This is a genomic window from Chitinophaga sp. 10T418 (genome assembly GCF_056394125.1).
Map to the genome: position 1 here is coordinate 316,716 of NZ_JBFTHG010000001.1, position 26,341 is coordinate 343,056.

30 protein-coding genes are annotated in these 26,341 nt (G+C 42.9%); 23 read left to right on the plus strand and 7 right to left on the minus strand.

Annotated features, from left to right (window positions below; genetic code table 11):
- The 16 genes from rpsN (at position 1) to rplQ (ending at position 9,722) form a co-directional block, all read left to right on the plus strand.
- Complete coding sequence (rpsN, locus tag AC1DCV_RS01260; protein WP_079470762.1) at positions 1 to 270, plus strand: 30S ribosomal protein S14; 270 nt, start codon at positions 1 to 3, stop codon at positions 268 to 270.
- A gap of 137 nt (positions 271 to 407) precedes the next feature.
- Entirely contained in the window at positions 408 to 806 is a 399-nt protein-coding gene (gene rpsH / locus AC1DCV_RS01265; RefSeq protein WP_133808653.1) for a 30S ribosomal protein S8, read from the plus strand.
- A 125-nt stretch (positions 807 to 931) separates the two neighbouring features.
- The gene (gene rplF, locus AC1DCV_RS01270) at positions 932 to 1,486 is read left to right on the plus strand and encodes a 50S ribosomal protein L6 (protein WP_441572607.1); all 555 of its coding nucleotides are present in this window, start codon (positions 932 to 934) and stop codon (positions 1,484 to 1,486) included.
- A 90-nt stretch (positions 1,487 to 1,576) separates the two neighbouring features.
- Positions 1,577 to 1,930, plus strand: coding sequence for a 50S ribosomal protein L18 (gene rplR, locus AC1DCV_RS01275; protein WP_477021497.1), 354 nt, complete (start codon positions 1,577 to 1,579; stop codon positions 1,928 to 1,930).
- A gap of 51 nt (positions 1,931 to 1,981) precedes the next feature.
- Positions 1,982 to 2,500: a 30S ribosomal protein S5 gene (gene rpsE / locus AC1DCV_RS01280; RefSeq protein ID WP_133808656.1), complete on the plus strand. Its 519-nt coding sequence runs from the start codon at positions 1,982 to 1,984 to the stop codon at positions 2,498 to 2,500.
- 103 nt (positions 2,501 to 2,603) lie between these two features.
- Positions 2,604 to 2,789, plus strand: coding sequence for a 50S ribosomal protein L30 (gene rpmD / locus AC1DCV_RS01285; RefSeq protein WP_079470757.1), 186 nt, complete (start codon positions 2,604 to 2,606; stop codon positions 2,787 to 2,789).
- A 120-nt stretch (positions 2,790 to 2,909) separates the two neighbouring features.
- Positions 2,910 to 3,356 carry a 50S ribosomal protein L15 gene (rplO, locus tag AC1DCV_RS01290; RefSeq protein WP_133808658.1) on the plus strand — a complete coding sequence of 149 codons (447 nt, stop codon included), beginning with the start codon at positions 2,910 to 2,912 and terminating at the stop codon, positions 3,354 to 3,356.
- A 76-nt stretch (positions 3,357 to 3,432) separates the two neighbouring features.
- Entirely contained in the window at positions 3,433 to 4,776 is a 1,344-nt protein-coding gene (secY, locus tag AC1DCV_RS01295) for a preprotein translocase subunit SecY (protein ID WP_133808659.1), read from the plus strand.
- A gap of 166 nt (positions 4,777 to 4,942) precedes the next feature.
- Positions 4,943 to 5,743 carry a type I methionyl aminopeptidase gene (gene map / locus AC1DCV_RS01300; protein ID WP_441572606.1) on the plus strand — a complete coding sequence of 267 codons (801 nt, stop codon included), beginning with the start codon at positions 4,943 to 4,945 and terminating at the stop codon, positions 5,741 to 5,743.
- A 149-nt stretch (positions 5,744 to 5,892) separates the two neighbouring features.
- Positions 5,893 to 6,111, plus strand: coding sequence for a translation initiation factor IF-1 (gene infA / locus AC1DCV_RS01305; RefSeq protein ID WP_012789309.1), 219 nt, complete (start codon positions 5,893 to 5,895; stop codon positions 6,109 to 6,111).
- Positions 6,112 to 6,181: 70 nt separating this feature from the next.
- Entirely contained in the window at positions 6,182 to 6,298 is a 117-nt protein-coding gene (gene rpmJ / locus AC1DCV_RS01310) for a 50S ribosomal protein L36 (RefSeq protein WP_073083232.1), read from the plus strand.
- A gap of 59 nt (positions 6,299 to 6,357) precedes the next feature.
- The gene (gene rpsM, locus AC1DCV_RS01315; RefSeq protein ID WP_106527861.1) at positions 6,358 to 6,738 is read left to right on the plus strand and encodes a 30S ribosomal protein S13; all 381 of its coding nucleotides are present in this window, start codon (positions 6,358 to 6,360) and stop codon (positions 6,736 to 6,738) included.
- A gap of 109 nt (positions 6,739 to 6,847) precedes the next feature.
- Positions 6,848 to 7,249, plus strand: coding sequence for a 30S ribosomal protein S11 (gene rpsK / locus AC1DCV_RS01320; RefSeq protein WP_079470752.1), 402 nt, complete (start codon positions 6,848 to 6,850; stop codon positions 7,247 to 7,249).
- A gap of 156 nt (positions 7,250 to 7,405) precedes the next feature.
- Positions 7,406 to 8,011 carry a 30S ribosomal protein S4 gene (gene rpsD / locus AC1DCV_RS01325; RefSeq protein ID WP_106528791.1) on the plus strand — a complete coding sequence of 202 codons (606 nt, stop codon included), beginning with the start codon at positions 7,406 to 7,408 and terminating at the stop codon, positions 8,009 to 8,011.
- A gap of 68 nt (positions 8,012 to 8,079) precedes the next feature.
- Complete coding sequence (locus AC1DCV_RS01330) at positions 8,080 to 9,075, plus strand: DNA-directed RNA polymerase subunit alpha (protein WP_331969494.1); 996 nt, start codon at positions 8,080 to 8,082, stop codon at positions 9,073 to 9,075.
- Positions 9,076 to 9,230: 155 nt separating this feature from the next.
- Positions 9,231 to 9,722, plus strand: a complete 492-nt coding sequence (gene rplQ / locus AC1DCV_RS01335) for a 50S ribosomal protein L17 (RefSeq protein WP_441572604.1) — start codon at positions 9,231 to 9,233, stop codon at positions 9,720 to 9,722.
- Between the two features lie 73 nt (positions 9,723 to 9,795).
- Here rplQ and AC1DCV_RS01340 read toward each other — a convergent pair whose 3' ends face one another.
- Entirely contained in the window at positions 9,796 to 10,500 is a 705-nt protein-coding gene (locus tag AC1DCV_RS01340) for a family 16 glycosylhydrolase (RefSeq protein ID WP_477021498.1), read from the minus strand.
- A 624-nt stretch (positions 10,501 to 11,124) separates the two neighbouring features.
- Between AC1DCV_RS01340 and AC1DCV_RS01345 the strand changes: the two genes are divergently transcribed.
- The gene (locus AC1DCV_RS01345; protein ID WP_477021499.1) at positions 11,125 to 11,952 is read left to right on the plus strand and encodes a hypothetical protein; all 828 of its coding nucleotides are present in this window, start codon (positions 11,125 to 11,127) and stop codon (positions 11,950 to 11,952) included.
- Between the two features lie 138 nt (positions 11,953 to 12,090).
- Positions 12,091 to 13,203, plus strand: a complete 1,113-nt coding sequence (carA, locus tag AC1DCV_RS01350; RefSeq protein ID WP_477021500.1) for a glutamine-hydrolyzing carbamoyl-phosphate synthase small subunit — start codon at positions 12,091 to 12,093, stop codon at positions 13,201 to 13,203.
- Between the two features lie 741 nt (positions 13,204 to 13,944).
- Here carA and AC1DCV_RS01355 read toward each other — a convergent pair.
- Both AC1DCV_RS01355 and AC1DCV_RS01360 read right to left on the minus strand, forming a co-directional pair.
- The gene (locus AC1DCV_RS01355; RefSeq protein WP_477021501.1) at positions 13,945 to 15,144 is read right to left on the minus strand and encodes a pyridoxal phosphate-dependent aminotransferase; all 1,200 of its coding nucleotides are present in this window, start codon (positions 15,142 to 15,144) and stop codon (positions 13,945 to 13,947) included.
- Positions 15,145 to 15,251: 107 nt separating this feature from the next.
- A complete protein-coding gene (locus tag AC1DCV_RS01360) occupies positions 15,252 to 15,656 on the minus strand; it encodes a DUF1573 domain-containing protein (protein ID WP_441572595.1) in 405 nt (134 codons plus the stop codon).
- 224 nt (positions 15,657 to 15,880) lie between these two features.
- Between AC1DCV_RS01360 and AC1DCV_RS01365 the strand changes: the two genes are divergently transcribed.
- Positions 15,881 to 18,259, plus strand: a complete 2,379-nt coding sequence (locus tag AC1DCV_RS01365) for an alpha-ketoacid dehydrogenase subunit alpha/beta (RefSeq protein WP_477021502.1) — start codon at positions 15,881 to 15,883, stop codon at positions 18,257 to 18,259.
- Between the two features lie 262 nt (positions 18,260 to 18,521).
- Here AC1DCV_RS01365 and AC1DCV_RS01370 read toward each other — a convergent pair whose 3' ends face one another.
- Together AC1DCV_RS01370 and AC1DCV_RS01375 are read right to left on the minus strand one after the other, a co-directional pair.
- Positions 18,522 to 19,061, minus strand: coding sequence for a hypothetical protein (locus AC1DCV_RS01370; RefSeq protein WP_477021503.1), 540 nt, complete (start codon positions 19,059 to 19,061; stop codon positions 18,522 to 18,524).
- Between the two features lie 106 nt (positions 19,062 to 19,167).
- Positions 19,168 to 19,467, minus strand: a complete 300-nt coding sequence (locus tag AC1DCV_RS01375; RefSeq protein WP_477021504.1) for a hypothetical protein — start codon at positions 19,465 to 19,467, stop codon at positions 19,168 to 19,170.
- 217 nt (positions 19,468 to 19,684) lie between these two features.
- On the opposite strand from AC1DCV_RS01375, the gene AC1DCV_RS01380 reads away from it, so the two are divergent.
- From AC1DCV_RS01380 to AC1DCV_RS01390, 3 genes are all read left to right on the plus strand, one after another.
- Positions 19,685 to 20,383: an alpha-1,2-fucosyltransferase gene (locus tag AC1DCV_RS01380; protein ID WP_477021505.1), complete on the plus strand. Its 699-nt coding sequence runs from the start codon at positions 19,685 to 19,687 to the stop codon at positions 20,381 to 20,383.
- Positions 20,384 to 20,392: 9 nt separating this feature from the next.
- Positions 20,393 to 21,349, plus strand: coding sequence for a D-2-hydroxyacid dehydrogenase (locus AC1DCV_RS01385; RefSeq protein ID WP_477021506.1), 957 nt, complete (start codon positions 20,393 to 20,395; stop codon positions 21,347 to 21,349).
- 242 nt (positions 21,350 to 21,591) lie between these two features.
- Positions 21,592 to 22,314 (plus strand): response regulator transcription factor, encoded by a 723-nt coding sequence (locus AC1DCV_RS01390; RefSeq protein WP_441572589.1) that lies wholly within the window; start codon positions 21,592 to 21,594, stop codon positions 22,312 to 22,314.
- A 108-nt stretch (positions 22,315 to 22,422) separates the two neighbouring features.
- Here the strand turns inward: AC1DCV_RS01390 and AC1DCV_RS01395 are convergent, their stop codons facing one another.
- Together AC1DCV_RS01395 and AC1DCV_RS01400 are read right to left on the minus strand one after the other, a co-directional pair.
- Positions 22,423 to 23,133, minus strand: coding sequence for a YebC/PmpR family DNA-binding transcriptional regulator (locus AC1DCV_RS01395; protein WP_441572588.1), 711 nt, complete (start codon positions 23,131 to 23,133; stop codon positions 22,423 to 22,425).
- 169 nt (positions 23,134 to 23,302) lie between these two features.
- The gene (locus tag AC1DCV_RS01400) at positions 23,303 to 24,808 is read right to left on the minus strand and encodes an amino acid permease (RefSeq protein WP_477021507.1); all 1,506 of its coding nucleotides are present in this window, start codon (positions 24,806 to 24,808) and stop codon (positions 23,303 to 23,305) included.
- 196 nt (positions 24,809 to 25,004) lie between these two features.
- Here AC1DCV_RS01400 and AC1DCV_RS01405 point away from each other — a divergent pair, with 196 nt between their 5' ends.
- The gene (locus AC1DCV_RS01405; RefSeq protein WP_441572586.1) at positions 25,005 to 26,282 is read left to right on the plus strand and encodes a dicarboxylate/amino acid:cation symporter; all 1,278 of its coding nucleotides are present in this window, start codon (positions 25,005 to 25,007) and stop codon (positions 26,280 to 26,282) included.
- Positions 26,283 to 26,341: the final 59 nt, after the last annotated feature.

The following is a 26,341-nucleotide window of genomic DNA, read 5'->3' on the forward strand; positions in this document are numbered from 1 at the left end:
ATGGCAAAAGAATCCGTAAAAGCCAGACAAAGGAAAAGAGAAGCTATGGTAGCAAAGTTCGCTGAAAAGCGTGCTGCTCTGAAAGCTGCCGGTGACTACGCTGCACTGGACCAACTTCCAAAAAATGCTTCTCCTGTTCGTCTGCACAACAGATGCCAGCTGACCGGTCGTCCTAAAGGATACATGCGTCACTTTGGTCTTTGCAGGAACATGTTCCGTGACCTGGCACTCGCAGGTAAAATCCCTGGCGTTAGAAAAGCCAGCTGGTAATTAAAGATTGACAGCATTTGGTTATTTATTCCATGAGGAAATAACCAGATCCGTAAATCTCTGAATGTAAGTTATTTTGATTCCCATCTTATTACGATTGGATATCGCATTGTAAACATTATCAAACTATTTCAACAATGGTTACTGATCCAATAGCAGACTTCCTGACACGTATCCGGAACGCGCAAATGGCCACCCACAGGATTGTGGAAATTCCGGCTTCCAAGCTGAAAAAACGTATTACAGAAATTCTGTACGACAAAGGTTATATCCTGAAGTACAAATTCGAAGAAGATACTAAACAAGGCGTTATCAAAATCGCTTTGAAGTACGATCCGATCTCTAAAGAGCCCGCTATCAAGGAAATACAACGCATTAGCCGTCCAGGTCTGCGTCAGTACGCTAAACCAGAAGAGTTTAAGCGCGTGAAGAACGGTTTAGGCGTGGCGATCATCTCTACTTCTAAAGGTGTAATGACCGATAAAGAAGCAAAAGCTCAAAACGTAGGTGGCGAAGTAGTTTGCTACGTATATTAATATATTGAATGATTGGTTGTTGCACAACCAGTCATTCACTTAAGTTATCTGACAATTAAGCTCTCTATACGGCGCTGAACACGGATAACCGGTACACAAATATCAAACAACTTTAAATTAAAGTTATGTCTCGTATAGGTAAAAGTCCTATCAAGTTGGCTAGCGGTGTTACAGTTTCTGTTTCTCCCTCCAATGAAGTAACCGTAAAGGGCCCAAAAGGTGAACTGAAAAGGAACATCGACAGGGATATGAAGATAGAAGTGAAGGAAGGCGTGCTGACTATCATCCGCCCAACTGAACAGATCCGTCACAAAGCACTCCACGGTTTATACCGCGCTTTGCTGGCGAACATGGTTACTGGTGTAACTGATGGCTTCAAGAAACAACTGGAACTGGTGGGTGTTGGTTATAAAGCCGCAAACAATGGTCAGTTACTCGATCTCGCGTTAGGTTATTCTCACAATATCATTTTCGAAATTCCTAAAGAACTGAAGGTAGCTACCCTGACTGAAAAGGGTCAGAACCCTAAGATCATGCTGGAAGGTATCGATAATCAATTACTGGGTCAGGTGGCTGCGAAAATCCGTGGTCTGCGTAAACCAGAGCCTTACAAAGGTAAAGGTGTTCGCTACAGTGATGAAGTGGTACGTAAGAAAGCTGGTAAATCAGCTGGTAAATAAAATTTTTAATTGGCTAATCAGCTTACAAAGCTGGTTAGCTGATTTTAACAGATATCCCGGCAGCATCGGGGTAATAAAATAAAACTCAAAATGAGCACAAAAGTTAACAGGAGACAGAAAATCCGCTACCGCATCCGTAAGAAAATCTCCGGTACTGCACAAGCACCAAGATTATCTGTATTTCGCAGCAACAGCGATATCTATGTGCAATTGATAGATGATACCAATGGCACTACCCTGGCTTCAGCTTCTTCCCGTGATAAGGACATCAAAGCCCAGCAAGGAACTAAAATCGAAAAATCTGCAATGGTAGGTAAAGCGCTGGCTGTTAAAGCACTGGCACTGGGTCTGACCACCTGCATCTTCGATAGAAGTGGTTATTTATATCATGGCCGCGTGAAAAGCGTAGCTGACGGAGCAAGAGAAGGCGGTCTTCAGTTTTAATCACGAAGTCCGAATCTTATAATTCTGAACAAGTAATTCTTATAAAATAAAATGGCAAAGAATTCATTCAATAAAGTAAAGGCTGGTGATCTGGAGCTGAAAGAAAAAGTGGTGGCGATCAACCGTGTTACTAAAACCACTAAAGGCGGTCGTACATTTAGTTTCTCCGCACTGGTAGTAGTAGGTAACGAAAACGGTGTTGTAGGTCATGGTCTTGGTAAAGCGAAAGAAGTGCAGCAGGCTATCACTAAAGGTATAGACGATGCAAAAAAGAACCTGATCAAGGTTCCTGTTATGCATGGCACTATTCCTCACGATCAGTTTGCTAAAGAAGGCGCTGCCAAAGTTTTGATCAAGCCAGCTGCTCATGGTACTGGTGTGATCGCTGGAGGTTCTATGCGTGCAGTGCTGGAAAGCGCTGGTGTAACGGACGTTCTGGCTAAATCTTTAGGTTCTGCTAACCCACACAACGTGGTGAAGGCTACCTTCAAAGCACTGGGTATGTTACGCGAGCCTATCAGCATCGCTAAAACCAGAGGCGTTTCCCTGAAGAAAGTTTTCAACGGATAATTAATACCCCCTCTCTCCGGAGATCCAGGTATTTTCCCCCGAGGAAATTTTGAAAATAATTCATTAACAATTAAATTACTCCGCCTTAGGCGGATAGGGGTTTATGGCAAAGATTAAGATCACTCAAGTGAAAAGTGGTATAGACCGTCCTGAGAGGCAGAAATTGACCTTGAAGGCACTGGGCCTGACTAAGATGCACGCTACTGTTGAAGTAGAAGCAACTCCTCAGATCCTGGGAATGGTCCGTAAAGTTAATCACCTTGTAACGGTAGAAACAGTTAACGCTTAATTTAAGTAACACTGCTGTGGGATTGTCTTTTGATAATCTTACCTTTACATTTGTGACTTTACCATTTTTATTTTAGAATAAAGCGAGCGGTTAATTTCCGCGCAAGTAAAACAATTAGATATGAATCTGCATTCATTACAGCCTGCACAAGGCGCTGTACATAAAGAAAAACGTCTGGGACGTGGTGAGGCTTCCGGTAAAGGTGGTACCTCTACAAAAGGTAACAAAGGTATCCAGCAACGTGCTGGTTACTCCAGCAAAAGAGGCTTCGAAGGTGGCCAGATGCCCATCCAACGCCGTATGCCTAAACGCGGTTTCATCAACAATAACCGTGAAGAATACAAAATCTTCAACCTGGGCCAACTGGATCAATTAGTTGAGAAATATGGCCTTCAGGAGTTTAATCTGGAAAACCTGTTCATGAACGGTCTGATTAACAGAACAGCTAAAGTTAAGATTCTCGCTAACGGAGAACTCAAAACCAAGGTTACTGTTAAGGTTAACGCGATCAGCGAAAAAGCTAAACAGGCCATTGAAACAGCAGGTGGATCAGTAGAACTGGTATAAGACTTTGACTGAGGAGACGCCTACGGAGTAGTGCGTCTTTTCATATTTAATAGCGCTATTAAACCTTTATCTTCCTGTGAAGAAATTTATCGAAACGATTAAGAATATCTGGAGTATTGAGGATTTGCGTAACCGCATCCTGACCACCCTGCTCCTGGTCCTCATCTACCGTGTAGGATCCTATATCGCTTTGCCTGGCATTGATGCAAACGCGCTGACCAACTTTGAGAAAAATTCTAATCAGGGTATCTTGGGTTTGGTGAACATGTTTGCGGGCGGATCGTTTTCAAGGGCCTCCATATTTGCGTTGGGTATCATGCCCTACATTTCTGCGTCAATTGCTATCCAGTTATTAACGATAGCCGTTCCGTATTTCCAGAAACTGCAGAAAGAAGGTGAAAGCGGCCGCAAAAAGATTAACCAGTTTACCCGTTATCTCACAGTAATAGTAACAGGTTTCCAGGCGAGTGCTTACGTAGCTTATCTGCGTAATCAATCCGGTGGCGCTATTATTGCTGAATATGGCACCTTCTTCTTCTGGCTCTCTACTACCGTTGTACTTACAGCAGGTACCCTGTTTGTAATGTGGCTTGGTGAAAAGATCACAGATAAAGGTATTGGTAATGGTACTTCCATCATCATCATGATGGGTATCCTTGCCCGTTTGCCACAGGCTTTAGTCGCAGAATTCTCCAGTAAGGTGAGTGGAGAAATGGGTGGACCCATCCTTTTCCTCATTGAAATAGCTGTCTTTATCTTAATCACGGTAGGCCTGATCCTGCTCGTTCAGGGTACCAGGAAAATACCGGTGAACTACGCTAAACGTATCGTGGGCAACAAACAGTATGGTGGTGTACGCCAGTTCATTCCCCTGAAGGTGAATGCTGCAGGTGTAATGCCGATCATCTTTGCCCAGGCTATCATGTTTATTCCAGCTACAGCGATAGGCTTTGCTACTTCTTCTGAAAGTGCTTCCGGCTTTATCCGCATCTTTAGTGACCACACTAATGGCTGGTATAACCTGATATACGCTGTGCTCGTTATCGTATTTACCTACTTCTATACTGCGTTGATCTTCAACCCCACTCAAATGGCGGATGAAATGAAACGTAATAACGGTTTCATTCCAGGTATTAAACCTGGTAAAGCTACTGCTGATTACATCGGCGCAGTAATGGACCGTATCACTTTGCCTGGTGCATTTTTCCTGGCATTGGTGGGTATCATGCCAGGTTTGGCTGCTGCCTTCAAGGTTAACAGTAACTTTGCTACCTTCTTTGGTGGTACCTCCCTGTTGATCATGGTAGGAGTTATCCTGGATACACTGCAACAGATTGAAAGCCAGCTCCTCATGCGCCATTACGATGGTCTGATGAGCACCGGCCGTATCAAAGGCAGAACTGCCCCGGCTAACGCATAAGTAATTGAACACGAAAGTGTTACAATAACAATAAAATAGCCACAGAAGCTTTCCCGCTTTAGTGGCTATATTATTTAGAAGCTACTAGTCGTTAGCATTTAGCTATTAGTTTTAAAAGCTACGTGCTAATCTAAAAGCTAATGGCTAACAGCTAAAAGCTGAATGTATGATTCACTATAAGACGAAGGAAGAAATAGAGCTGATGCGCAAAAGTGCCTTGCTCCTGAGTGCTGCGCTGGCAGAAGTAGCCAGAACCCTGAAGCCAGGTATGAGCACATTGGATGTAGACGCAATTGCAGATAAGTTTATCGTGGAAAATGGTGCAACTCCTTCTTTCAAAAATTACAAAGGTTTCCCAAATGCCTGCTGCATTTCAGTGAATGAAGAAGTTGTGCATGGTATTCCCAATAAGTATGTGCTGAAAGATGGTGATATCCTCACTGTAGATGTAGGCGTTTACATGAATGGTTATCATTCTGATAGTGCTTATACTTTTGCTATTGGTAATGTGCCTGAGAATGTGCTCCGATTGATGACGGCTACCAAGGCATCCCTTTACAAAGGCATCGAAAAAGCCATTGTGGGAAACAGGATAGGTGACATCTCCTATGCAATACAGGAGTATACCGAAAAAGAACGTGGTTACGGCGTTGTAAGAGAACTGGTGGGGCATGGCCTTGGCCGCAACCTCCACGAGGATCCTCAGGTGCCTAACTACGGTAAAAGGGGAAGTGGTCCGGTAATGAAAGAGGGGCTGGTGATTGCCATCGAACCTATGATCAATCTCCGCTCCAAGGACGTTGAATACCTGGAAGATGGTTGGACCGTAGCAACCCGCGACGGCAGTCCTTCTGTTCACTTTGAACATACAGTGGCTGTTGGAAAAGGGAAGGCAGATGTATTATCTACCTACGTGGACATAGAAAGAGAAGAGAAAAATAACCCTGAATTGAACTCGAATTACTAGTTTGAGCATTTGGAATTGTCTAATATAAGAGGGGTTTTAACGGTAAAAAAGACAGGTTTTAGTATAAAAACTGGCAATAATAATAATAATCACGGTAAATTTTTCTATTTCAAAAGATAAATGCTATCTTTGCAGTCCTAAAAATTTTTATGGCAAAACAGGCACTCATTAAACAGGATGGAATTATATTAGAAGCCTTGTCGAACGCTATGTTCCGTGTAAAATTGGAAAACGGGCATGAGATCCTGGCCACCATTTCTGGAAAAATGAGAATGCACTACATCCGCATTCTGCCAGGAGATAAGGTTGGCGTAGAGATGAGCCCATACGATTTGTCAAGAGGCCGTATAATTTTCAGATACAAATAAGACGGAACAGGGTAGAGGGGATTGAAAGTACAATTTAATAAATATCATAACCTTTTATAAAGTATTAATCATGAAGGTAAGAGCTGCAATCAAAAAAAGAAGTGCGGATTGTAAAATAGTTCGTAGAAAAGGTGTTTTGTTGGTAATCAACAAAAAGAATCCTCGTTTTAAACAACGCCAGGGTTAATCGATTCCCCTAACGGAATTTGATTTTTTAATCAGAATCATAAAATCTAAAATAGAAATATGGCACGTATAGCCGGTATAGATCTTCCTAAAAATAAAAGAGGAGAAATTGGCCTCACCTATATCTTTGGTATAGGCCGTTCTACCGCCCAATATATCCTGAACAAGGCGGAAATTGATTTCAATAAAAAAGTGCGGGATTGGAATGACGATGAACAAGCTGCCATCCGTAACGTTATCAACGGTGAGTTTAAGGTAGAGGGTCAACTGCGTTCTGAAGTACAAATGAATATCAAGCGTCTGCTGGATATCGCTTGCTACCGCGGTCTGCGTCACAGGAAAGGCTTACCGGTAAGAGGTCAGCGTACACGTACCAACAGCCGTACCCGTAAAGGTAAACGTAAGACAGTGGCTGGTAAGAAAAAAGCAACTAAGAAATAATAAATAAAATCCCAGGTTGAAATCCCACATTCCGAATCAGAGGGGTTTCAATGACCGTGAGTCGTGTAAATTTGGGATCTGGAATTTCATATTTGGAATTTAAATCATTATGGCAAAAGCAAATAATACAAAAACTGCTGCTAATAAAAAGAGGGTAGTAAAAGTAGATAACTACGGAGACGTTCATATCTCCGCTAGCTTTAACAACATCATTGTTAGCATCACCAACAAGCATGGTCAGGTTATTTCCTGGTCTTCTGCTGGTAAAATGGGCTTCAGAGGTTCTAAAAAGAACACTCCATACGCAGCTCAGCTGGCTGCACAGGATGCTGCTAAAGTTGCTATGGACTCAGGTCTGAAAAGAGCAGATGTTTTTGTGAAAGGACCGGGAGCTGGTCGTGAAAGTGCTATCCGCGCTATCGCCAACTCTGGTATCGAAGTGAATATGATTAAAGACGTTACGCCTTTACCTCACAACGGTTGCCGTCCTCCTAAGAAGAGAAGAGTATAGTAATATATATTTACAATATCCAGATACCAGATTTCATTAGAAGTTTGGTATCTGGACGTTGTAATTTATTATTAGATAAATGGGTGTATGATCAGGTTTTCAGATTTTTTGAAGAGCATGCACCATTAACTAAAAAATCTAAAGTATATTTAAAACATGGCAAGGTACACAGGACCAAAGACCAAAATTTCCAGAATTTTTGGTGAACCCATTCTCGGTAATGGTAAGTATTTAAGTAAGAACAGCAACCCTCCGGGTCAACACGGTGCTAACCGTAAACGCAAACAATTAGGCGAATACGCACTGCAGCTGAGAGAAAAACAAAAAGCAAAGTACACTTACGGTTTGCTGGAGCGTCAGTTCCGTAACCTGTTCGATGAGGCTACCCGTAGAAAAGGTGTTGCCGGTGAAGTATTGATCAAATTGCTCGAAGCCCGTCTGGATAACACTGTGTTCCGTCTGGGTATCGCACCTTCCCGTCCTGCTGCCCGTCAGCTGGTTTCTCACAAACACGTTACTGTTAACGGTGTTGTGGTTAACACTCCTTCTTTCCAACTGAAACCAGGAGACGTTATCAGCCTGAAAAATAAAACTGCAAACAATTCTGCACTGACCAGCGTTATCCGTGGAAAAAATCCAAAGTTCAGCTGGTTGGATTGGAGCGAAAAAGAAATGAAAGGTATATTCATTGCTTATCCTGAGAGAGAGAGCGTTCCTGAAAATATCAAGGAACAACTGATCGTAGAATTGTACTCTAAGTAATAAATAATTAGTCCATGGCCAAAGGTCATGGACTAACCTCATATTTAACAAATAAATCTATCACATCAATGGCAATTTTAAATTTCCAGAAACCTGATAAGATCGTATTGCAGAAGTCTACCGACTTTGAAGCTCAATTCGAATTCCGTCCATTAGAACCAGGTTATGCTGTGACAGTCGGTAATGCGTTACGTCGCGTACTGTTGTCTTCTTTGGAGGGCTATGCCATTGTGGGTATTAAAATTGAAGGAGCAGATCACGAGTTCGCTACACTGAAAGGTGTTACTGAAGACGTTACTGAGATCATTCTGAATCTGAAACAAGTTCGTTTCAAAAGGATCTCTGAGAGTGATGTAACGAACGAAAAGATCACGCTGTCGATCAAAGGTAAAACAGAATTCCGCGCAGACATGATCGAAAAAGCCACCAGTGCTTTCCAGATCATGAACCCTGAGCTGTTAATCTGCACCTTGGATCCTTCTGCCAAGCTGGATATCGAACTGACTATCGGTAAAGGCCGTGGTTATGTTCCAGCTGAGGAAAACAAACCCAAAGATGCAATATTTGGCTACATCGCGATCGACTCTATCTTTACGCCTATCAAGAACGTAAAGTACAGCATAGAAAATACACGTGTGGAGCAAAAAACTGACTATGAGAAGCTCGTAATGGAGGTGATCACAGACGGTACTATCCACCCGGAAGAAGCAGTGAAACAAGCTTCCCGCATCCTGATTCAGCACCTGATGATCATTACTGATGAAAACATCAGCTTTGATACTAAAGACACTGAAAAAGAAGATGTAGTGGATGAACAAACACTGCAACTGCGTAAGATACTGAAAACACCACTGGAAGATCTCGATCTGAGCGTACGTGCATTCAACTGTCTGAAAGCAGCTAAAATTAATTCCCTCAGCGAACTGGTACAATACGAACAGGAAGAACTGATGAAGTTCAGAAACTTCGGCCAGAAATCACTCAGCGAAATTGAACAGGTATTAGGCGAAAGAGGTCTGCACTTCGGTATGGATCTGTCTAAGCTGAAACTCGAAGAAGAATAGTAAAAAGCATTTAGCCTTTAATCCTTAGCTTCAAAAGCAGAGGGTCAAAGGCTAAAATTTTTATATCAATCAGCTAATAGCCAACTGCTGTTAGCTTATGTCTAAACAAGACCTTGCAATTCCTGACACGGTGTAAGGGTTAAAACAAAAATGTCATGCGTCACGGAGTTAAATTAAACAAATTAAGCAGAACTGCTTCCCACCGTAAAGCCCTGATGTCCAATCTGGCTTGCGAACTGATCAGCCACAAACGTATCAACACTACACTGGCAAAGGCGAAAGCCCTCCGCGTGTACGTTGAGCCGCTGCTGACAAGAGGCAAAAGCGATACTACCCATAACCGTAGAATCGTGTTCAGCTACCTGCAGGATAAAGAAGCTATCAAGGAACTGTTCAGCACGATCAGTGAGAAAATAGCTACCCGTCCTGGTGGTTACACCCGTATCATTAAACTGGGTAAACGTCATGGGGATAACGCGGAAGTTGCAATGATTGAACTGGTAGATTTCAACGAAATCTATGGTAAATCAGAAGAAAAAGCAGCTGCGAAGAAAACCCGTCGTGCCGGTGGTGCTAAGAAGAAAGCAGAAGAAGCAACTGAAACTAAAGCTGCTGATACTGCAACAGAAGAAAAATCTGCTGAGTAATCTTATTTCGACGATACGAAAAAAGAGGGTGTCATTTTTAATGACACCCTCTTTCCGTTTTATACCATTACAGTTATTTTCTTTTTTCAACGGTAACATCATCTATCACTACATTAGCATTCCCCATATTCCTAAAGTGAATACGCACCGTTTTCATATTATCTCCATACTCTTTACCCGTACGGAAGTCCAACGTTTTATGTGCAAATGAGGCGCTGGCCCCGGTCGTTTGTTCCGCCACTTTCTCCAGATCTCCTGCTACCAGTTTCACATTTTCAATGGACGCATACAACTGACCATGCCCATTTTCCCAATAAGCCAGTTGATAAGGCTCATTGTTATTCAGATAAACATATTGCTCTATTTCCTGACCTGGCGCCAGTAACAACGCCTGTTTACCACTCCGTTTTATATTATCAGATAAGGTAGCCGTACCTTCCCACGGAAGCAGACTTTTATTGGCTTCAAATCCTGAATTAGGCAATTCATTATTACCCGTCAATGGCCACTGGTAACCCCTGATATCGTCCACTTCCATATCTACAGATCCGCCACCACCATAACTTCCCAGGAACAAATTCATGAAATGATTAGGAGAATGGACCTGATGTTTGTTCGTATAGGCTTTGATCAGTTGACCATTGATATAATGTTTGATACTATTCGGCGTCCAGAGGATACCATGTACTACCCAGTTGTTATCATGCGTAAAGCCCTCCGCAATATGTGTGGCCAGGTTATGAACAAATCTTCCATTGGTATCAACATGCCCATGCAATACAAACTGGGCATCCAGGTTTTCAAATACCTGTCCCTTTGGCCTTATACCTGTTGTCCCTTCATACGTTGTTCCTTCCTGTATTTGAGATCAGGACCAGGAGAATCTAACCAGAAGGCAGTATTAAGCCCCTGGGGATACCCGGTATAACTCCGCCTTACTCTTACCTCGAAATACCCTCCGCGGCTGTTATCGAGCTTATTTTCATTGGTTCTCCAGTCATACGTCTGGATAGAGGAAATTTTTCTGCCATTGCCTGGATAAAAGGCTTTTGCTGGCAGGGAATCGTTGGTGAACAGGTGAATAGAATGTCCTGTAAATGTATAGGCGCTTCGGGCAGACTATCTCCCAGCATCGCCTGCAGAGGAGCATGCCAGGCATATAAGATGGGATACTCGCTTTATCTCCCTTGTAAATGCCAATAGATTCATATCCATATATCGGATTGTGAATAGCCCAATAATTGGCCCGGGCTATTTATGAGTGGAGAACAGGAAGTTTCCAGCGGAAACGCTTCTGTGATAAATTGATGAACCTATAGGACTTGTTCCAGAAAATAAATCTCCCGAATATTAAATAAATATATTTCGTAATATTACACTTGTTGCACTTAACGATATTCCTATGAAATACCTGCACTGTGATAGTTGTGGACATGCCAATCCACTGAAATCCGAATACCTCACTTTCTGTGATAGCTGTGGTAAAAAGTTACCGCAGACTTTTGCCGATTGGCGGAAAACGCATCCCATGGCCTCCTTTTCAGAGTATACACAGCAGGTGGGCATCTCCCTGAAAGCGGATAAAACCAATGTCCTGCTCAGCTGGATGAAAAAACAAGCCCAGCCGACTAACAGAGGAAAAGTGATCCTGTTTTTTTCTCTTTTCATTGTATTGATTGCTGTTACTGGTACATTGTTCGGTAAAAGGGCCATGTTTACCTTCATATATCCGAAGGTGCCGGCCAGTTCCCTGTATAATAGCTGGCAAACAGCTACCATAGGCCGGCAGGCCCTGGAGATAAGCACACCTGTGAAGTTGTGGGTACATGACCAGCCATTGGAAGGAGAAGAAGCTAAAGTGATAGAATACGCCAAGAGTTATAGAAATGAAGATGGGGGAGGAATTCGCATAGCCGTGAATATGTTCAGCTACCAGGGGAATGTGGCAAACGACCTGGAAGCCGCCGTGGCAGCCTCGCATAACAGTATGGAATTAAGTGAAACTGCCAGCGAAATGGACTGTAAGTCAGTACCGGTGCTCATTTCCGGTATGAAAGGTATTTTGGAAGAAGGCAATTATTTATATAAAGGAGGTATCCGTTTGGCCTTTTGTAACCTGGTAATGATTAAAGGCAGCAGCCGTTGGCAGATACAGATCAACTACCGGGATGATGACCAGGTGGGCCACCTGGTGGCTCAGAGAATACTGAAGTCTGTAAAAATTAAGTAACATCTCTATTTGTGGCAAAAAAAATCTGCAATTAACTGTTGCATTTCATACCTTTGCACGGTTTTTTATCCGAACCTTCAGGGCTTTTTGTACCCTTGAAGGTTTTTTTTAAAATATAAAACAAGACAGATACCAGAAATGCCTCAGACAAGAACCATCCAACCTGCCATACTGCTGTTAGACGACGGTACGGTTTTTCAGGGAAAAGCTTTTGGGAAAATTGGCACTGCTGCCGGTGAATTAGCTTTCAATACCGGTATGACGGGTTACCAGGAAGTGTTTACGGACCCTTCTTATAAAGGACAGGTACTTATAATGAACAACTGCTACATCGGGAACTACGGCACCAAAAAGGATGACGTGGAGAGCAGCAGTGTTAAGATCAATGGTTTGATCGCAAAAAATATCGCGTATAACTATTCCAGGAAGATGGCCGATGAGTCACTGGAAAAGTTCCTGACCGATAATGAGCTGGTTGCCATTTATGATGTAGATACCCGTGCGCTCGTTTCCCACATCCGCAGCAAAGGTGCTATGAACTGCATCATTTCTTCTTCCGTTCTGGACATAGAGCAGCTGAAAGCTGAACTGGCTAAGGTTCCTTCTATGGAAGGTCTGGCTTTGTGTAAGGAAGTAACCACTCCGGAAGTATACAATGTAGGTGATCCGGCAGCGGAAATCCGTATTGCGGTACTGGACAATGGGGTGAAAAGAAATATGCTGAAATGCCTGTCTGACAAAGGAGCTTACCTGCAGGTATATCCTACTGACACTACTTTTGAAGTATGCGAGGAATTTAAACCGCATGCCTACTTTATCTCCAATGGTCCCGGCGATCCGGCTCCGCTGACATATGCAGTGGAAACGGTAAAGCAGATCCTGGCGGCAGAAAGACCAATGTTTGGTATCTGCCTGGGTCATCAGCTGCTGGCACTGGCCAATGGTATTCCAACTTACAAAATGCACCATGGTCACCGCGGATTAAATCATCCGGTAAAGAACCTGAAAACTGGTCTTTGCGAAATCACCACCCAGAATCATGGTTTTGCCGTAGATCCTGCCGCAGTAGCAGCCAGCGAAAATGTGGAAATTACCCACATCAACCTGAATGATAATTCTGTAGAAGGTATCCGTATCAAAAATAAACCAGCGTTCAGTGTACAGTATCATCCGGAATCAACACCTGGTCCGTTCGATAGCCGTTACCTGTTTGATGACTTTTTTGAGATGATTAAGGAGCATAAGTCTTAAAGCATAAAGCAAAAAGCTATAAAAGCGAATGACCGAAGCGATTATAATATCCGCTTCGGTCATTTGCTTTTATAATTTTATGTGCCCGCAAAAAATGGACGGTCCCGAGGAATCGGGACCGTTGCATTTTAAAATTCCACGTTATGAAAACAAACGAAATAACGATAACACATGGTGTTAGTTTTTCCGCCCGTTTTATTACATAACAATATTATAGAAAAAAGGTAAACGAGAAAGGGAATATTTTCAGATTATTTATAAAGCAAATGTTGATTTTGCCTGTTTTTTGGAAAAAACGAACGAAAAAGGCAAAAAAATACGGCTCTGTGATCAGAGCCGTTTGCCTTTATAAATTCCACGTTATGAAAAACTGATACAAAAATACGATATTTTGCTAAAACGTTTTAGTTAATCTTTGAGTTTTACAGAAGAGTGATAATTCTTCTTTGTATAACGATTCAAAGGTCGGACCAAATAAACAGTCTAAGAAATAAAGCAGGTTAAATTTTTCTTAAACAAGTTTAGATTTTGCTGTCCATCGTATCTGTAAATATTTTTATAATTTGATTTTTTTTGTCGTTGTTGTTATTTATGTATCAAATATACGAAACAAAACATTGAAATTCCAAGCACTTGATGTTAAATAATTGCATTTTTCTATAAAAAAATAAACATTAAATTATTTATAATATGTTTCATGTCTATTTTATTGAATCTTACACTTCACCTCGCTGGAAAAAATTATTTGGAAATTCTACCTGGGTATACCTCAAGTGCTTTTTCCAGGCAGACCATTGCATGACTAATGTCTGTTGTATTTAATACATAAGCCAGGCGAACTTCATTTTTACCCAGTCCAGGTGTCGCATAAAACCCGGTAGCCGGTGCCATCATCACGGTCTGGCCTTCATAATTGAAGGATTCCAGCATCCACTGACAGAATTTATCGGAATCATCAATAGGTAATCTCGCCATGGCATAGAAAGCACCACCCGGATTTGGACAGTATACGCCCGGAATCTCGTTCAGCATCTTCACCAGGATATCTCTGCGACTCAGGTATTCCGCTTTGATACCATCAAAATAGTCAGCCGGCAGATCTACCGCCGCTTCACCTGCTATCTGTGCAAAGGAAGGAGGGCTCAGACGGGCCTGCGCAAACTTCATGGTAGCATCCAGTACTGACTGGTTTTTGGTGACAAAAGCACCTATACGTCCGCCACAGGCGCTGTATCTTTTTGAAATGGTATCCATCAGGATCACATTATCTTCCATCCCTTCCAGGTTCATGGCAGAGAAATGCTGACCGGTGTAGCAAAACTCACGGTAAGCCTCATCAGAAAACAGGAACAGGTTATATTTCAGGCACAGCTGCTTCAGTACTTCCATTTCTTCCTTACTATATAAATAACCGGTAGGGTTATTAGGATTACAAATAAGGATCGCTTTGGTCCGTGGAGTAATGGCTTTTTCAAAATCAGCCATCGCCGGTAACGCAAAGCCGGTTTCAATACTGGCCGTGATTGTTTTAATTTTTACTTCTGCTTCTACTGCAAATCCATTGTAGTTGGCATAGAATGGCTCCGGAACGATTACTTCATCTMCCGGATCCAGGCAGGCCATAAATGCAAATACAATGGCTTCGGAGCCACCAGTAGTTACAATGATCTGGTTATGATTAAGAGAGATGTTGAATCTTTCATAATAGGTAACCAGTTTACGGCGGTAACTTTCATTGCCTGCGCTGTGGCTGTATTCCAGGATTTTGAAATCGGAATGGCGCACCGCATCCAAAACCGGCTTTGGTGTTTCAATATCCGGCTGACCGATGTTCAGGTGAAATACCTTCACACCTCTTTTCTTGGCTGCTTCGGCGAATGGGACAAGCTTTCTGATGGGAGACGGCGGCATTTGCTCACCTCTCTGGCTAATGGTAGGCATAAAATTGTTTTGATTCTTGGTGTGCAAAGATAGGGGATCGTATGGGCAACAAAAAACCTTACAGCACATTGTGCTGTAAGGTCTTAGTATGTTTAAAGTGTGGAGTATTATTTGTTGTTGGAACCAACTGTACCTGTCAGGTGCAGTTCTTTATCCTGATCCACGCCTCTGAACTTAACCCAGATGGTTTTATTCTGTTGACCTACACCGTTAGCGCTGTATGTCGCGGTAACTTTACCTTTTTTACCAGGCAGAATAGGCTCCTGTGTCCATTTAGGAGTAGTGCAACCGCAACTTGCGCGGGCAGCTTCAATCAGAATTGGTTCTTTGGAAATGTTGGTAAATTCGAAATCAGCGGTTACTGGTTTGTTTAACTCAGTTTTGCCAAAATCTACCGTTTCTTTCACAAATTTTACTTTAGTATCGGGAGTGCTCTGTGTCGGTGTGGTCTGAGCCCACAGCGCTGTAGTCAGCAGCATGCTCGCAAACAGGGATAAGATAAACTTTTTCATTTTCATATGATGGTTTTAAAGCGACCGGTTAAAAAATATTGATATCTTTCTTGGCTAGAACAAATTTACGGCCAAAAAGCATTACAAACCTTACAATTTATTAAATTCTTATTAAAAAAAATCAGATTATTTTAAATGTAGGTTTCCGTTCGTTTTTCTACTGTATAATTAACCTTACTTTTGTACTTTAACCATGAGGCATGATAGAAAATAACGAACTAGCTATGAATTTAGAAAGCCGGTTATCATTCGAAGAGTTCCGTAAGGAAGTGCTAAATGATTACAGGTTGGCCTGTGATAGCAGGGAAATTAGTCTGCTGGCCCGTAAGGAAGTGCTTACAGGTAAGGCAAAGTTTGGCATTTTTGGAGACGGAAAGGAAGTGGCGCAGATAGCGATGTCAAAATACTTTCAGCCAGGGGACTTCCGTTCCGGTTATTACCGCGACCAAACTGTTGCATTTGCTACAGGTATCGCAACTCCCGAACAATTTTTTTCGCAGTTATATGCAGATCCTGATCTGGAAAATGATCCTTTTTCAGGTGGCCGTCAGATGAATTCCCATTTTGCTACCCCCAACCTCGGTAAGGACGGCAACTGGCTCAATCTGACCGAAATGAAAAACTCGGCTGCGGATATGGCGCCTACAGCCGGACAGATGCCCCGTGCACTGGGATTGGCGTATGCCTCCAAAATGTTCCGTGAAGTAGAAGGATTACATCAATATAAAGGTCTCTCTAACAACGGTAGTGAAATATGTTTCGCTACTATCGGTGACGCCTCTACGTCTGAAGGGCATTTCTGGGAAACCATGAATGCTGCGGGTGTACTGCAGGTACCCCTGGCCGTATTTGTATGGGATGATGGTTATGGCATTTCCGTACCACGTAAATACCAGACAACGAAAAATTCTATCAGCGCCGCCCTGGAAGGATTCCGTAAAACGGAAGATTCCAACGGTTTTGATATCTATAATGTAAAGGGCTGGGATTATGCCGGTATGTGTGAAGTGTTTGAAGCGGCTATCCGCAAAATCCGTGAAACACATATCCCTGCACTGTTTCATGTAGAAGAGATTACGCAGCCGCAAGGTCACTCCACCAGCGGTTCTCACGAACGTTACAAAAGCAAGGAACGTCTTTCCTGGGAAAGAGAATTTGACTGTAACGTAAAAATGCGTTCCTGGATTATTGAAAACGCTTTATGTGAAGAAGAAGCACTGCTCGCCGTGGAAGCAGAAGCAAAAGTAAAAGCACAGGAAGCCCGCAAAAATGCCTGGGATAAATATGTATCACCTATCAAGGAACATGTTCAGTCGTTTATTGCACTGGCCACTCCACTGGCTGCCACCGCCGGCGCCGATGCCAATATGATCAACCTGGCTATCCGCGATTTGCAGAATAACCGCGAACCAGTTCGGCGGGATATTTTAAAAGCATCTGCCATCATCCTGCTGAAACATAAGCATCTGAAATCAGATGCCAACATTCAGGCATTGCAGCAGTTTTATGATACCTATCTACAGGAACAGAAAGATACTTACAATACTTATTTACATGCCACCGGTGTAAACTCTGCACTGAATGTTCCCATTGTTCCGGCTGCCTACGAAGCAGACGGCATCACCGTGAACGGCTACGAAATACTGAATAAATATTTTGATCAGCTGATTACCAACAACCCTAAAGTATTTGCTTTTGGAGAAGATGTTGGTAAAATAGGTGATGTAAACCAGGGCTTCGCAGGCCTGCAACAGAAACATGGTAAAGATCGTATAGCCGACACCGGTATACGCGAACTCACCATCATGGGACAAGGTATTGGTATGGCATTACGTGGCCTTCGCCCGATTGCCGAAATACAATATCTCGATTACCTGTTGTATGGCTTACAACCACTCAGCGATGATGTGGCGTCTCTGCAGTACCGCACCAAAGGAATCATGCATTGTCCGATCATTGTGCGTACCCGTGGCCATCGCCTGGAAGGTATCTGGCACAGTGGTTCTCCAATGGGTATGATCATTAACGCGCTCCGCGGTATGTACGTATGTGTGCCCCGTAACATGGTGCAGGCAGCAGGTATGTACAACACACTCCTGCAGGCAAATGAACCAGCCCTCGTAATAGAATCTTTAAACGGTTATCGTTTAAAAGAAAAATTACCTGCTAACCTGGAATCTTACACCGTACCATTAGGCATCCCGGAAATACTGCACGAAGGAACAGATGTAACCATTGTTACCTATGGTTCTATGACGCGCATTGTAGAAGAAGCCATGGTAACATTAAGCGAAGTGGGTGTTTCCTGTGAACTGATCGATGTGCAGACATTGCTGCCTTTCGATATCAACCACAGCATTGTGGAGTCACTGAAGAAAACCAACCGCATCCTTTTTATTGATGAAGATGTACCAAGTGGTGGTACTGCTTATATGTTCCAGCAGGTGATAGAAACCCAGGGTGGTTACCGCTTCCTGGATGTAGCACCACGCACCATGAGTGCACAGGCACATCGTCCGGCATACGGTTCTGATGGAGATTATTTCTCTAAACCAAACACAGAAGAAGTCGTAAAAGTAGTAATGGAGATGATGCAGGAATAGCATCTGACTAAAATAATACGAAGCCGGTTCTGATAAAAGAACCGGCTTTTTTATTGTATTAAGACAATTGGCGAAGCCATCATAACAGCATTTATCTGCTGAAATGATGGCTCCTTTAAAATTAAGCAGTTGGTAGGCTTAGTAGTATTTTGCTATTATGGCGCAGCAAAGGTGTGGGGATTTTTTGGATGTAAGAAGGGGTGGAAGCGGAGTTAATGATTATTTCATGTAGGCGATGTGATGGTGGAAACCAACCTCATTTCTATGTTTCCATCATCATTAATTTCGCGCCGGCAATTCTTCTCGCCATGATTTGAAAAAGTGTTTTGCCCTCATCGCGTGTATTATATTGCTGATTGGCGAGCGTCCCAAAATAGTAGCAGGTGTTAATGCTGTTATGGTTATCTATTATCTCAATTCCCTGTAGCGGATTTTCTATGATGTACAGCAGTTGTTCATTTGTAATCATAAACAGATTGCCTTTCCTGTCGTCCATTCTATGACCTTCTATCTGGAAGCGATATCTGATAGTATGCTCATTTTCGAAATGAAAAATAATCTCATCTCCGGCCAGTAGTTGAGTACGATGGTAAAGCGTGGATATTTGCACCATGTTGTACTCGACAGTAGTTTGCAGAATAATGCCGAGATAAGAAACATCCGTTTGCTCGTTGATGGGATATAAGGCTATTTCCTCTTTACCCATCACGCCGGAAAGTTTTATAATCCGGGCATGGGGCTTGCCCTCGCTATCTTCTATGATACCGGCTTCTGTATTTTCTATATCCGGACAGACCATCATATGCCGACTGAATTTAAAATAAACGGGGCGTTAGTTTTTGTGAAATACTGGCCTTGCAAAACAGTAATTTTTTTAGTGAGAGTGATAGAATCTGTAAAAACCAAGGTTATTCCCTCACTTTTATCTCTCCCAATCTTTCCTGCAATTCTGCTTCAAACTTATCACAGCAACATCCTATCATTTTAAACGTCAACTGTTTTTCACCGAGACCGAGATAGTCTACCTGCACCGTCACAACAGCATCTCTATGATCGCTGCATTTCACCTTACTATAATGTTTGTTGAGTGTGTCTACGAGATTATTCAGCACAGGACTACTGATACGTGCATCGAGGTTATCAATTAAATCTCCGAGGGAGTCAGCATCCATTACGGAGGCATGGGATTTTGAAATAAATTTCAGCATAGAATATAGTGTATAAAGCATAAATATAGTGGATAATTAGAAGTGAATGAAGGCACATTTTATTTGATATCTTTGCCACTTATCATCCTATATAATGAGTAGTAAGAAGACCGTTATCTTGACCCAGCCATACGGACAAACGAGTAACATTTATTTTCAGCATCTTAATTTTGATGCCTTCTGCAGAGAGAATCAGATAAAATTCGTGAATCCTTTTATGCGGCGATATTATAAGAATTATCCGAATCTTAATGAGCATAAACGGAGCTGGTTAGCGGATTGGCTAACCAGGAAGCTTGTCAAGAAGGGATTGAAATTCAAAATAATTAAGTCGGTTGATTTCGATGATCTTGAAAAGATGCCGGAGTATAATGCCTTCATGCTGGATCGAGATCGGTCTAAAATTTATTGCGAAGGCTGGTATTTCAGACATGAGGATATGGTGGGCGGAAAGTACCGGAAAATCTATCAGCATTTATTTGATCCGAAGTTGAATAAGGAAGAACTGGCGAAGCAGTATCTTGTTAAAACGKAAGATCAATTAAATATTGCGGTGCATATCAGAAGAGGAGATTATAAAGAGTACCTGAATGGTATTTATTTTTATGATGATGCCGTGTATATTGAAAAGATCCGGGAGCTGATAGCTGCATTGAATAAGGATTGCAAGCTGGTCATTTTTTCAAATGATACGGCACTTAATGAGGACCTTTATCATCAGCATTTTAAGAACGTGATTGTTTCGAGGAATAATGTGATTACGGATCATTACCTCATGTCGCAATGTGACTATATCATTGGACCTCCCAGTACTTTTTCTATGTGGGCCAGTTTTATGGGAGATAAGCCGTTTTATCATATTGATGATAAAGAAGCCCCTGTGGATATGAATAAATTTAAAATTTGCTTTGCTTAAACTAAGGTCATGAAAAATATAGTGGTATTGGATGGTAATACGTTGAATCCCGGAGATCTTAACTGGGCAGCTTTACAGGCATTGGGAAATGTGAAAGTATATGCCCGTACACCCGAATCGGGGGTAGCGAACAGGATCATGGAAGCGCATATTGTATTAACCAACAAGGCCATTATTAATGCAGCCGCTATCCAGGAAGCCACTAACCTGGAATATATTGGTGTAACAGCTACCGGATATAATGTGGTAGATATTGCGGCTGCCCGTGAGCGGCATATTCCTGTGACCAATGTACCGGCTTACAGTACGGATTCGGTAGCGCAGTTGACGTTTGCTTTGATACTGGAATTATGTCATCATACCGGTTTGCATGCGGATAGTGTGCGGGCAGGGGAGTGGGGCAAGAGTATTGATTTCAGCTACTGGAAAACGCCTTTAATTGAATTATCCGGCAGCACACTGGGCATAGTAGGATTGGGACAGATAGGGCAGGCAGTGGCGCGTATTGCGCTGGCGTTTGGCATGAAGGTGATTGCTAATCATAAACATCCTGACAGAGATGAGATACCGGGTGTTACTTTTGTGGACCTGGCCACCTGCTTTAAGCAGGCGGATATTGTATCCCTGCATTGCCCGTTGAATCCGGCCAATAAAGAGTTTGTAAATGCGGAGTTGTTAAGCACCATGAAGAAAACAGCTTTCCTGGTGAATACTTCGCGCGGGCCATTGATCCGGGAAGCGGATCTGGCGGAGGCGCTGGAAGACGGCGTTATTGCCGGGGCAGCACTGGATGTATTGTCTTCAGAACCACCATCTGGTAACAACCCATTAATTACCGCACCTAATACGATCATCACACCTCATATCGCCTGGGCTACACAGGCAGCCAGAAAAAGATTGATGCATACCGCAGTTGAAAATGTAAAAGCCTTCCTTGAAGGAACTCCTCAAAATATTATCAGCTAGCCATACCCCGCCAGGCGAATAAATATGTTATTAGTAATGTAGAGTGCATTAAACCGAAAATGATAACTCCTGGGGTATACGATGACCCACAATGGTTAAAATGAACGCCCGATTCAGAATGAATAGGGATGAATGAACAGGGTTATAATTATGTTATTTATTTTTGAATAAACGTACCGGATACGCTCATTAAGGTATCTACAACTAAAATCTCATATTTACTCGCTTTAAAACCAACGTACATGCAACCAAGCATTCTTTTGGCGGAGGACGATATCTTTTTTGCCAAGGTGGTAAAAAGACAACTGGAACGCGCCGGTTATAATGTTACCCTTTGTGAAAACGGCCAGGAAGGCTGGGAGAAATTTCAAAAACATGTTTTTGATCTCTGTTTACTTGATGTCGTAATGCCAAAGAAAGATGGCTTTGCACTGGCAGAAGATATCCGCTCTATGGATGTTAACGTGCCCATCATCTTTACTTCTTCCCGCTATATGGAACAGGACAGGCTGCAAGGCTTCGAGTCAGGGGCAGATGATTATATTGTGAAGCCCTTTAACATGCAGGAATTATTATGCCGGGTGGAAGTGTATATGAAACGTAGCCGTCTCCTGAAGAGCGAGCGTCGTATTGTATATACCATCAGCAACCTTGTATTTGACTATTCTCAATATCATATTAGGCATAAATCCGCCGATTCCCATGTTCGTATGGCCCCAAAAGAAGCGGAATTGCTTCGCTTTCTGTGTGAGAACTCTAACAAAAAACTGAAGAAAGATGACATCCTGGCCTGCATCTGGGGACAGGACGATTTCTTCGCATCACGTGTAATGGACGTCTACCTGACACGTCTCCGTAAACATATAGCACAAGACCCTGCCGTAAAACTTGAAACCTACCATGGCAAAGGATTGATGTTTATAGCGGATGACCTGGACCGTTCACACACCATCGCTAAAGTTTAGCTGTTTTTGGTTTAGAAAGTTAACCGTATCCAATGAAAAAAACGTCCGCTGTACAGGCGGACGTTCTTTTTTTATATGCTATAGTGGCCACTTTACGTGACCATCCATTTATTTCAGATTATAGAAAACTGCCTGCACGTCATCATCCTGCTCCAGACGATCCACTAACTCCAGTACTTCTTTCGCCTGCTCGTCATTCAACTCTACCGTAGTAGCCGGGATACGTTTCAGCTCTGAGCTGATTACTTCAATGCCTTTATCATCCAGGGCTTTCGCCATATTACCGAATTCACTGAATGCAGCACGGATAATGATATTGCCTTCGCTATCTTCCCCTACTTCTTCCAAACCAAAATCTATCAACTCCAGTTCCAGCTCTTCCAGATCCTGTCCTTTATTTTTTATTTTGAATTCACCTACGCGGTTAAACAGAAATCCTACGGATCCGCTGTTACCCAAACTGCCTCCACCTTTGGTGAAGTGCATGCGCAGGTTAGCCACGGTACGGGTGGTATTGTCAGTAGCTGTATCAATAATCACTGCCACGCCGTGAGGAGCATAGCCTTCATAGACAACTTCTTCGTAATCAGTCTTGTCTTTACCCATAGCACGCTTGATGGCGGCATCTACACGGTCTTTAGGCATGTTCACACTCTTTGCATTGAGTATGCAACGACGGAGCGCAGGGTTGTTGTCCGGATCAGGGCCGGAAGCCTTTACAGCTATGGCTATTTCCTTTCCTATTCTTGAAAATGCTTTCGCCATCTTATCCCAGCGGGCAAACATGGTCGATTTTCTTACTTCAAATATTCTTCCCATTTTGGTGGTATATAATTATAGTTACTTGTAAAAACAGAACGCAAAAATAAGGATTTTCAGATTTAGGCGTAGCGGGATTTAGGGATTTAACGAAAGCGGAGAACAAAACGAATGATTGAATACTTCGCTTTGTTCTCCGCTTTGATGGAATGACTATATCTAAAAAAGACTATTTATTATCTTCCAACGCCTTACGGGCTTTACTATGCTTCACGCTGTAACGGAAGTAAATGATAAAGCCAATACCCAGCCATACAAACAAACGAGCCCAGTTTTCAAAGCCAAGACTGATGATCATGGTAAGACAGATCAGCGCTCCCAGGATTGGAACAAATGGTACCCAAGGTGTTTTAAAGGCCCTTGGTAAATCAGGATTGCTCTTACGCATCACGATGATGCCCACACATACCAGCACAAAGGCAAATAAAGTACCGATACTGGTCATTTCACCTACCACGTTATCCGGAATAAAGGCAGCAAACAGGGATACAAATACGAAGAACATCCACTGTGAGCGGTAAGGCGTACGATATTTAGGGTGCAGTTTTGCAAATACTGAAGGCACCAGACCATCGTTACTCATAGAGTAGAATACCCTTGTCTGACCCAGTAACATCACCAGGATAACGGAGGAGAACCCTGCCAGAATAGCCACAGTAATGAAGGTAGACAACCAGCCGTAACCAGGCATGTAAGTATCAATCGCATAAGCAACAGACGCTTCACCACCTGCTTTCAGGAAGTCGGTGAAAGGTGCAATACCTGTGAGCACAAAGGAAAACAGGATATACAGCAACGTACAAATGGCCAGTGATACGAGAATGCCGATAGGCATATTCCTTTTAGGATTCTTTGTTTCCTGGGCTGCAGTAGATACCGCATCAAACCCGATGAAAGCAAAGAACACCACGCCGGCGCCCCTTAGAACGCCTGCCCATCCGTGATTCCAGAAGTGGGAATAGTCAACAATCTGACCATTGTGCATTTTTACCGTACCGGCAGTAGCAGGAATGGTAAATGGTGTATGGTTGGCAGGATTGATATATTTCCATCCCAGGAAAATGAATAACAATACGATCGCTACTTTCGTAATTACGATAATGTTGTTAACAATAGCAGAACTCTGGGTACCTCTGATCAACAGTAAAGTGAGGGCCAGCAGGATAAACAGTGAAGGCACATTCATGATACCCTGTATACCTGCGTCAGAAGTCTCAAAAGGGCTATGACACCACTCATAGGGTATGGTGACATGAAAGACGCTTGTGAGCAATTTATTGAGATACTGTGACCATCCGATAGCTACGGTTGCAGCTCCCAGCGCGTATTCAAGCACCAGGTCCCAACCAATAATCCAGGCAACAAATTCTCCCAGTGTGGCGTAGGAATAAGTATAGGCGCTTCCGGCGATAGGGATCATGGAAGCAAATTCGGCGTAGCATAAACCTGCCAGCGCACAGCCTATAGCGGCAATAATAAAAGAGATAGTAACAGCAGGGCCGGCATGTTGCCCGGCAGCTGCGGCTGTTCTAACAAAGAGTCCGGCACCAATAATAGCACCGATCCCAAGGGCTACCAGGGAACCAGCTCCAAGCGTCCTTTTCAGACCCTTTTCAGATTCTCCAGCTTCGGCCATTAAAACAGACAGTTGTTTTTTAGCAAAGAGTTTGCTCATACGCAGTCGTATTGTGGTTGATGTTTTAAGGTAGTTTAGTTATGTTGTTGTTGTCGATCGCCAAATATAATATCTAAAATCAAAAACAGATACTTTTATTTTGCCCGCTAAAGCGCATGTTTAGCTGCTTAACCTTATTTTTGGGAAATTTTCCGGTTACAACTTTTAATTATTACAAGATAAATTTTTGCTCTGCATGAAGAAATCATCGAATCTGCTTACCTTATATATATTCATTGCTATGGTAATCGGAATAGGTACCGGCTACGGCGTATTCCTGGCTTATGGCAATGCAGCTCCTGCTCCCACAGGAACTAAAGACACCCCGCAGATCTTCGCTGATAATATCTCCATTCTCACAGATATCTTCCTGCGCCTCGTTAAAATGATCATAGCCCCGCTAGTATTCTCTACCCTGGTGGTAGGGGTAGCCAAGCTGGGAGATATAAAAGCAGTAGGACGTATTGGTGGTAAAACCATGCTGTGGTTTATCAGTGCAACCTTTGTATCATTGTTCCTGGGTTTAATTCTGGTAAACCTGATGAAGCCAGGCTTATCCCTGCAGTTACCCTTACCGGACGAACATGCTTCTTCCGGTATTGCCAAAGCAGATATGACGCTGAAAGGCTTCTTTCAGCATGTGGTACCTGATAGTGTGGTAAATGCAATGGCACACAATGAAATATTGCAGATCGTGGTATTTGCTATTTTCTTTGGTGTGGCCGCTGCTGCGCTTGGTGAAAAAGCAATGCCGGTGGTAAAGTTCCTGGATAGCGTGGCGTATATCATGCTGAAAGTAACTGGCTTTGTAATGAATTTTGCCCCTTTCGCCGTATTTGGCGCCATGGCAGGTATCATTGCTTTAAAAGGCCCCATTGTACTGGTTACTTATGGTAAGTTCATATTACAGTTCTATCTCGGACTATTCAGTTTATGGGTAGTTATCGCTTTTGTGGGATGGCTGATACTCGGTAAATCCGTGTTCCGCCTGCTGGGTTTGATCAAAGATCCGCTGTTACTGGCATTTGGTACAGCCAGCAGTGAGGCTGCTTACCCACGTACCATGGAAGAACTGGAAAGATTTGGCTGTGATAGCCGCATTGTTAGTTTTGTATTACCCCTGGGCTACTCCTTTAACCTGGATGGCTCTATGATGTATATGACCTTTGCCAGTTTATTTATTGCCCAGGCATACGGTATGCACCTGAGCATTGATCAGCAGATTACGATGTTATTGGTATTAATGATTACCAGTAAAGGGATTGCGGGTGTGCCGCGTGCTTCCCTGGTGGTAATTGCCGGTACCCTGTCTATGTTCCACATCCCTGAAGCAGGCCTGATTCTGCTACTGGGGGTAGATCATTTGCTGGATATGGGCCGTTCTGCTACCAACGTAATCGGGAATGCAATGGCTACTGCCGTTGTTTCCAAATGGGAAAATAAACTTACACCCGGAGATGCCACTAACGCCTAACTTAACAAATGCGTAACAGATTAATGTTTATTTTACCACTTCAGAAATAGAAATAGCGT

Bases quoted from the DNA above. Each gene is read 5' to 3' on its own strand.
- rpsN (WP_079470762.1), top strand. From the start codon at position 1: ATGGCAAAAGAATCCGTAAAAGCCAGACAAAGGAAAAGAGAAGCTATG.
- rpsH (WP_133808653.1), top strand. From the start codon at position 408: ATGGTTACTGATCCAATAGCAGACTTCCTGACACGTATCCGGAACGCG.
- rplF (WP_441572607.1), top strand. From the start codon at position 932: ATGTCTCGTATAGGTAAAAGTCCTATCAAGTTGGCTAGCGGTGTTACA.
- rplR (WP_477021497.1), top strand. From the start codon at position 1,577: ATGAGCACAAAAGTTAACAGGAGACAGAAAATCCGCTACCGCATCCGT.
- rpsE (WP_133808656.1), top strand. From the start codon at position 1,982: ATGGCAAAGAATTCATTCAATAAAGTAAAGGCTGGTGATCTGGAGCTG.
- rpmD (WP_079470757.1), top strand. From the start codon at position 2,604: ATGGCAAAGATTAAGATCACTCAAGTGAAAAGTGGTATAGACCGTCCT.
- rplO (WP_133808658.1), top strand. From the start codon at position 2,910: ATGAATCTGCATTCATTACAGCCTGCACAAGGCGCTGTACATAAAGAA.
- map (WP_441572606.1), top strand. From the start codon at position 4,943: ATGATTCACTATAAGACGAAGGAAGAAATAGAGCTGATGCGCAAAAGT.
- infA (WP_012789309.1), top strand. From the start codon at position 5,893: ATGGCAAAACAGGCACTCATTAAACAGGATGGAATTATATTAGAAGCC.
- rpmJ (WP_073083232.1), top strand. From the start codon at position 6,182: ATGAAGGTAAGAGCTGCAATCAAAAAAAGAAGTGCGGATTGTAAAATA.
- rpsM (WP_106527861.1), top strand. From the start codon at position 6,358: ATGGCACGTATAGCCGGTATAGATCTTCCTAAAAATAAAAGAGGAGAA.
- rpsK (WP_079470752.1), top strand. From the start codon at position 6,848: ATGGCAAAAGCAAATAATACAAAAACTGCTGCTAATAAAAAGAGGGTA.
- rpsD (WP_106528791.1), top strand. From the start codon at position 7,406: ATGGCAAGGTACACAGGACCAAAGACCAAAATTTCCAGAATTTTTGGT.
- AC1DCV_RS01330 (WP_331969494.1), top strand. From the start codon at position 8,080: ATGGCAATTTTAAATTTCCAGAAACCTGATAAGATCGTATTGCAGAAG.
- rplQ (WP_441572604.1), top strand. From the start codon at position 9,231: ATGCGTCACGGAGTTAAATTAAACAAATTAAGCAGAACTGCTTCCCAC.
- AC1DCV_RS01345 (WP_477021499.1), top strand. From the start codon at position 11,125: ATGAAATACCTGCACTGTGATAGTTGTGGACATGCCAATCCACTGAAA.
- carA (WP_477021500.1), top strand. From the start codon at position 12,091: ATGCCTCAGACAAGAACCATCCAACCTGCCATACTGCTGTTAGACGAC.
- AC1DCV_RS01360 (WP_441572595.1), bottom strand. From the start codon at position 15,656: ATGAAAAAGTTTATCTTATCCCTGTTTGCGAGCATGCTGCTGACTACA.
- AC1DCV_RS01365 (WP_477021502.1), top strand. From the start codon at position 15,881: ATGAATTTAGAAAGCCGGTTATCATTCGAAGAGTTCCGTAAGGAAGTG.
- AC1DCV_RS01370 (WP_477021503.1), bottom strand. From the start codon at position 19,061: ATGATGGTCTGTCCGGATATAGAAAATACAGAAGCCGGTATCATAGAA.
- AC1DCV_RS01375 (WP_477021504.1), bottom strand. From the start codon at position 19,467: ATGCTGAAATTTATTTCAAAATCCCATGCCTCCGTAATGGATGCTGAC.
- AC1DCV_RS01385 (WP_477021506.1), top strand. From the start codon at position 20,393: ATGAAAAATATAGTGGTATTGGATGGTAATACGTTGAATCCCGGAGAT.
- AC1DCV_RS01390 (WP_441572589.1), top strand. From the start codon at position 21,592: ATGCAACCAAGCATTCTTTTGGCGGAGGACGATATCTTTTTTGCCAAG.
- AC1DCV_RS01395 (WP_441572588.1), bottom strand. From the start codon at position 23,133: ATGGGAAGAATATTTGAAGTAAGAAAATCGACCATGTTTGCCCGCTGG.
- AC1DCV_RS01400 (WP_477021507.1), bottom strand. From the start codon at position 24,808: ATGAGCAAACTCTTTGCTAAAAAACAACTGTCTGTTTTAATGGCCGAA.
- AC1DCV_RS01405 (WP_441572586.1), top strand. From the start codon at position 25,005: ATGAAGAAATCATCGAATCTGCTTACCTTATATATATTCATTGCTATG.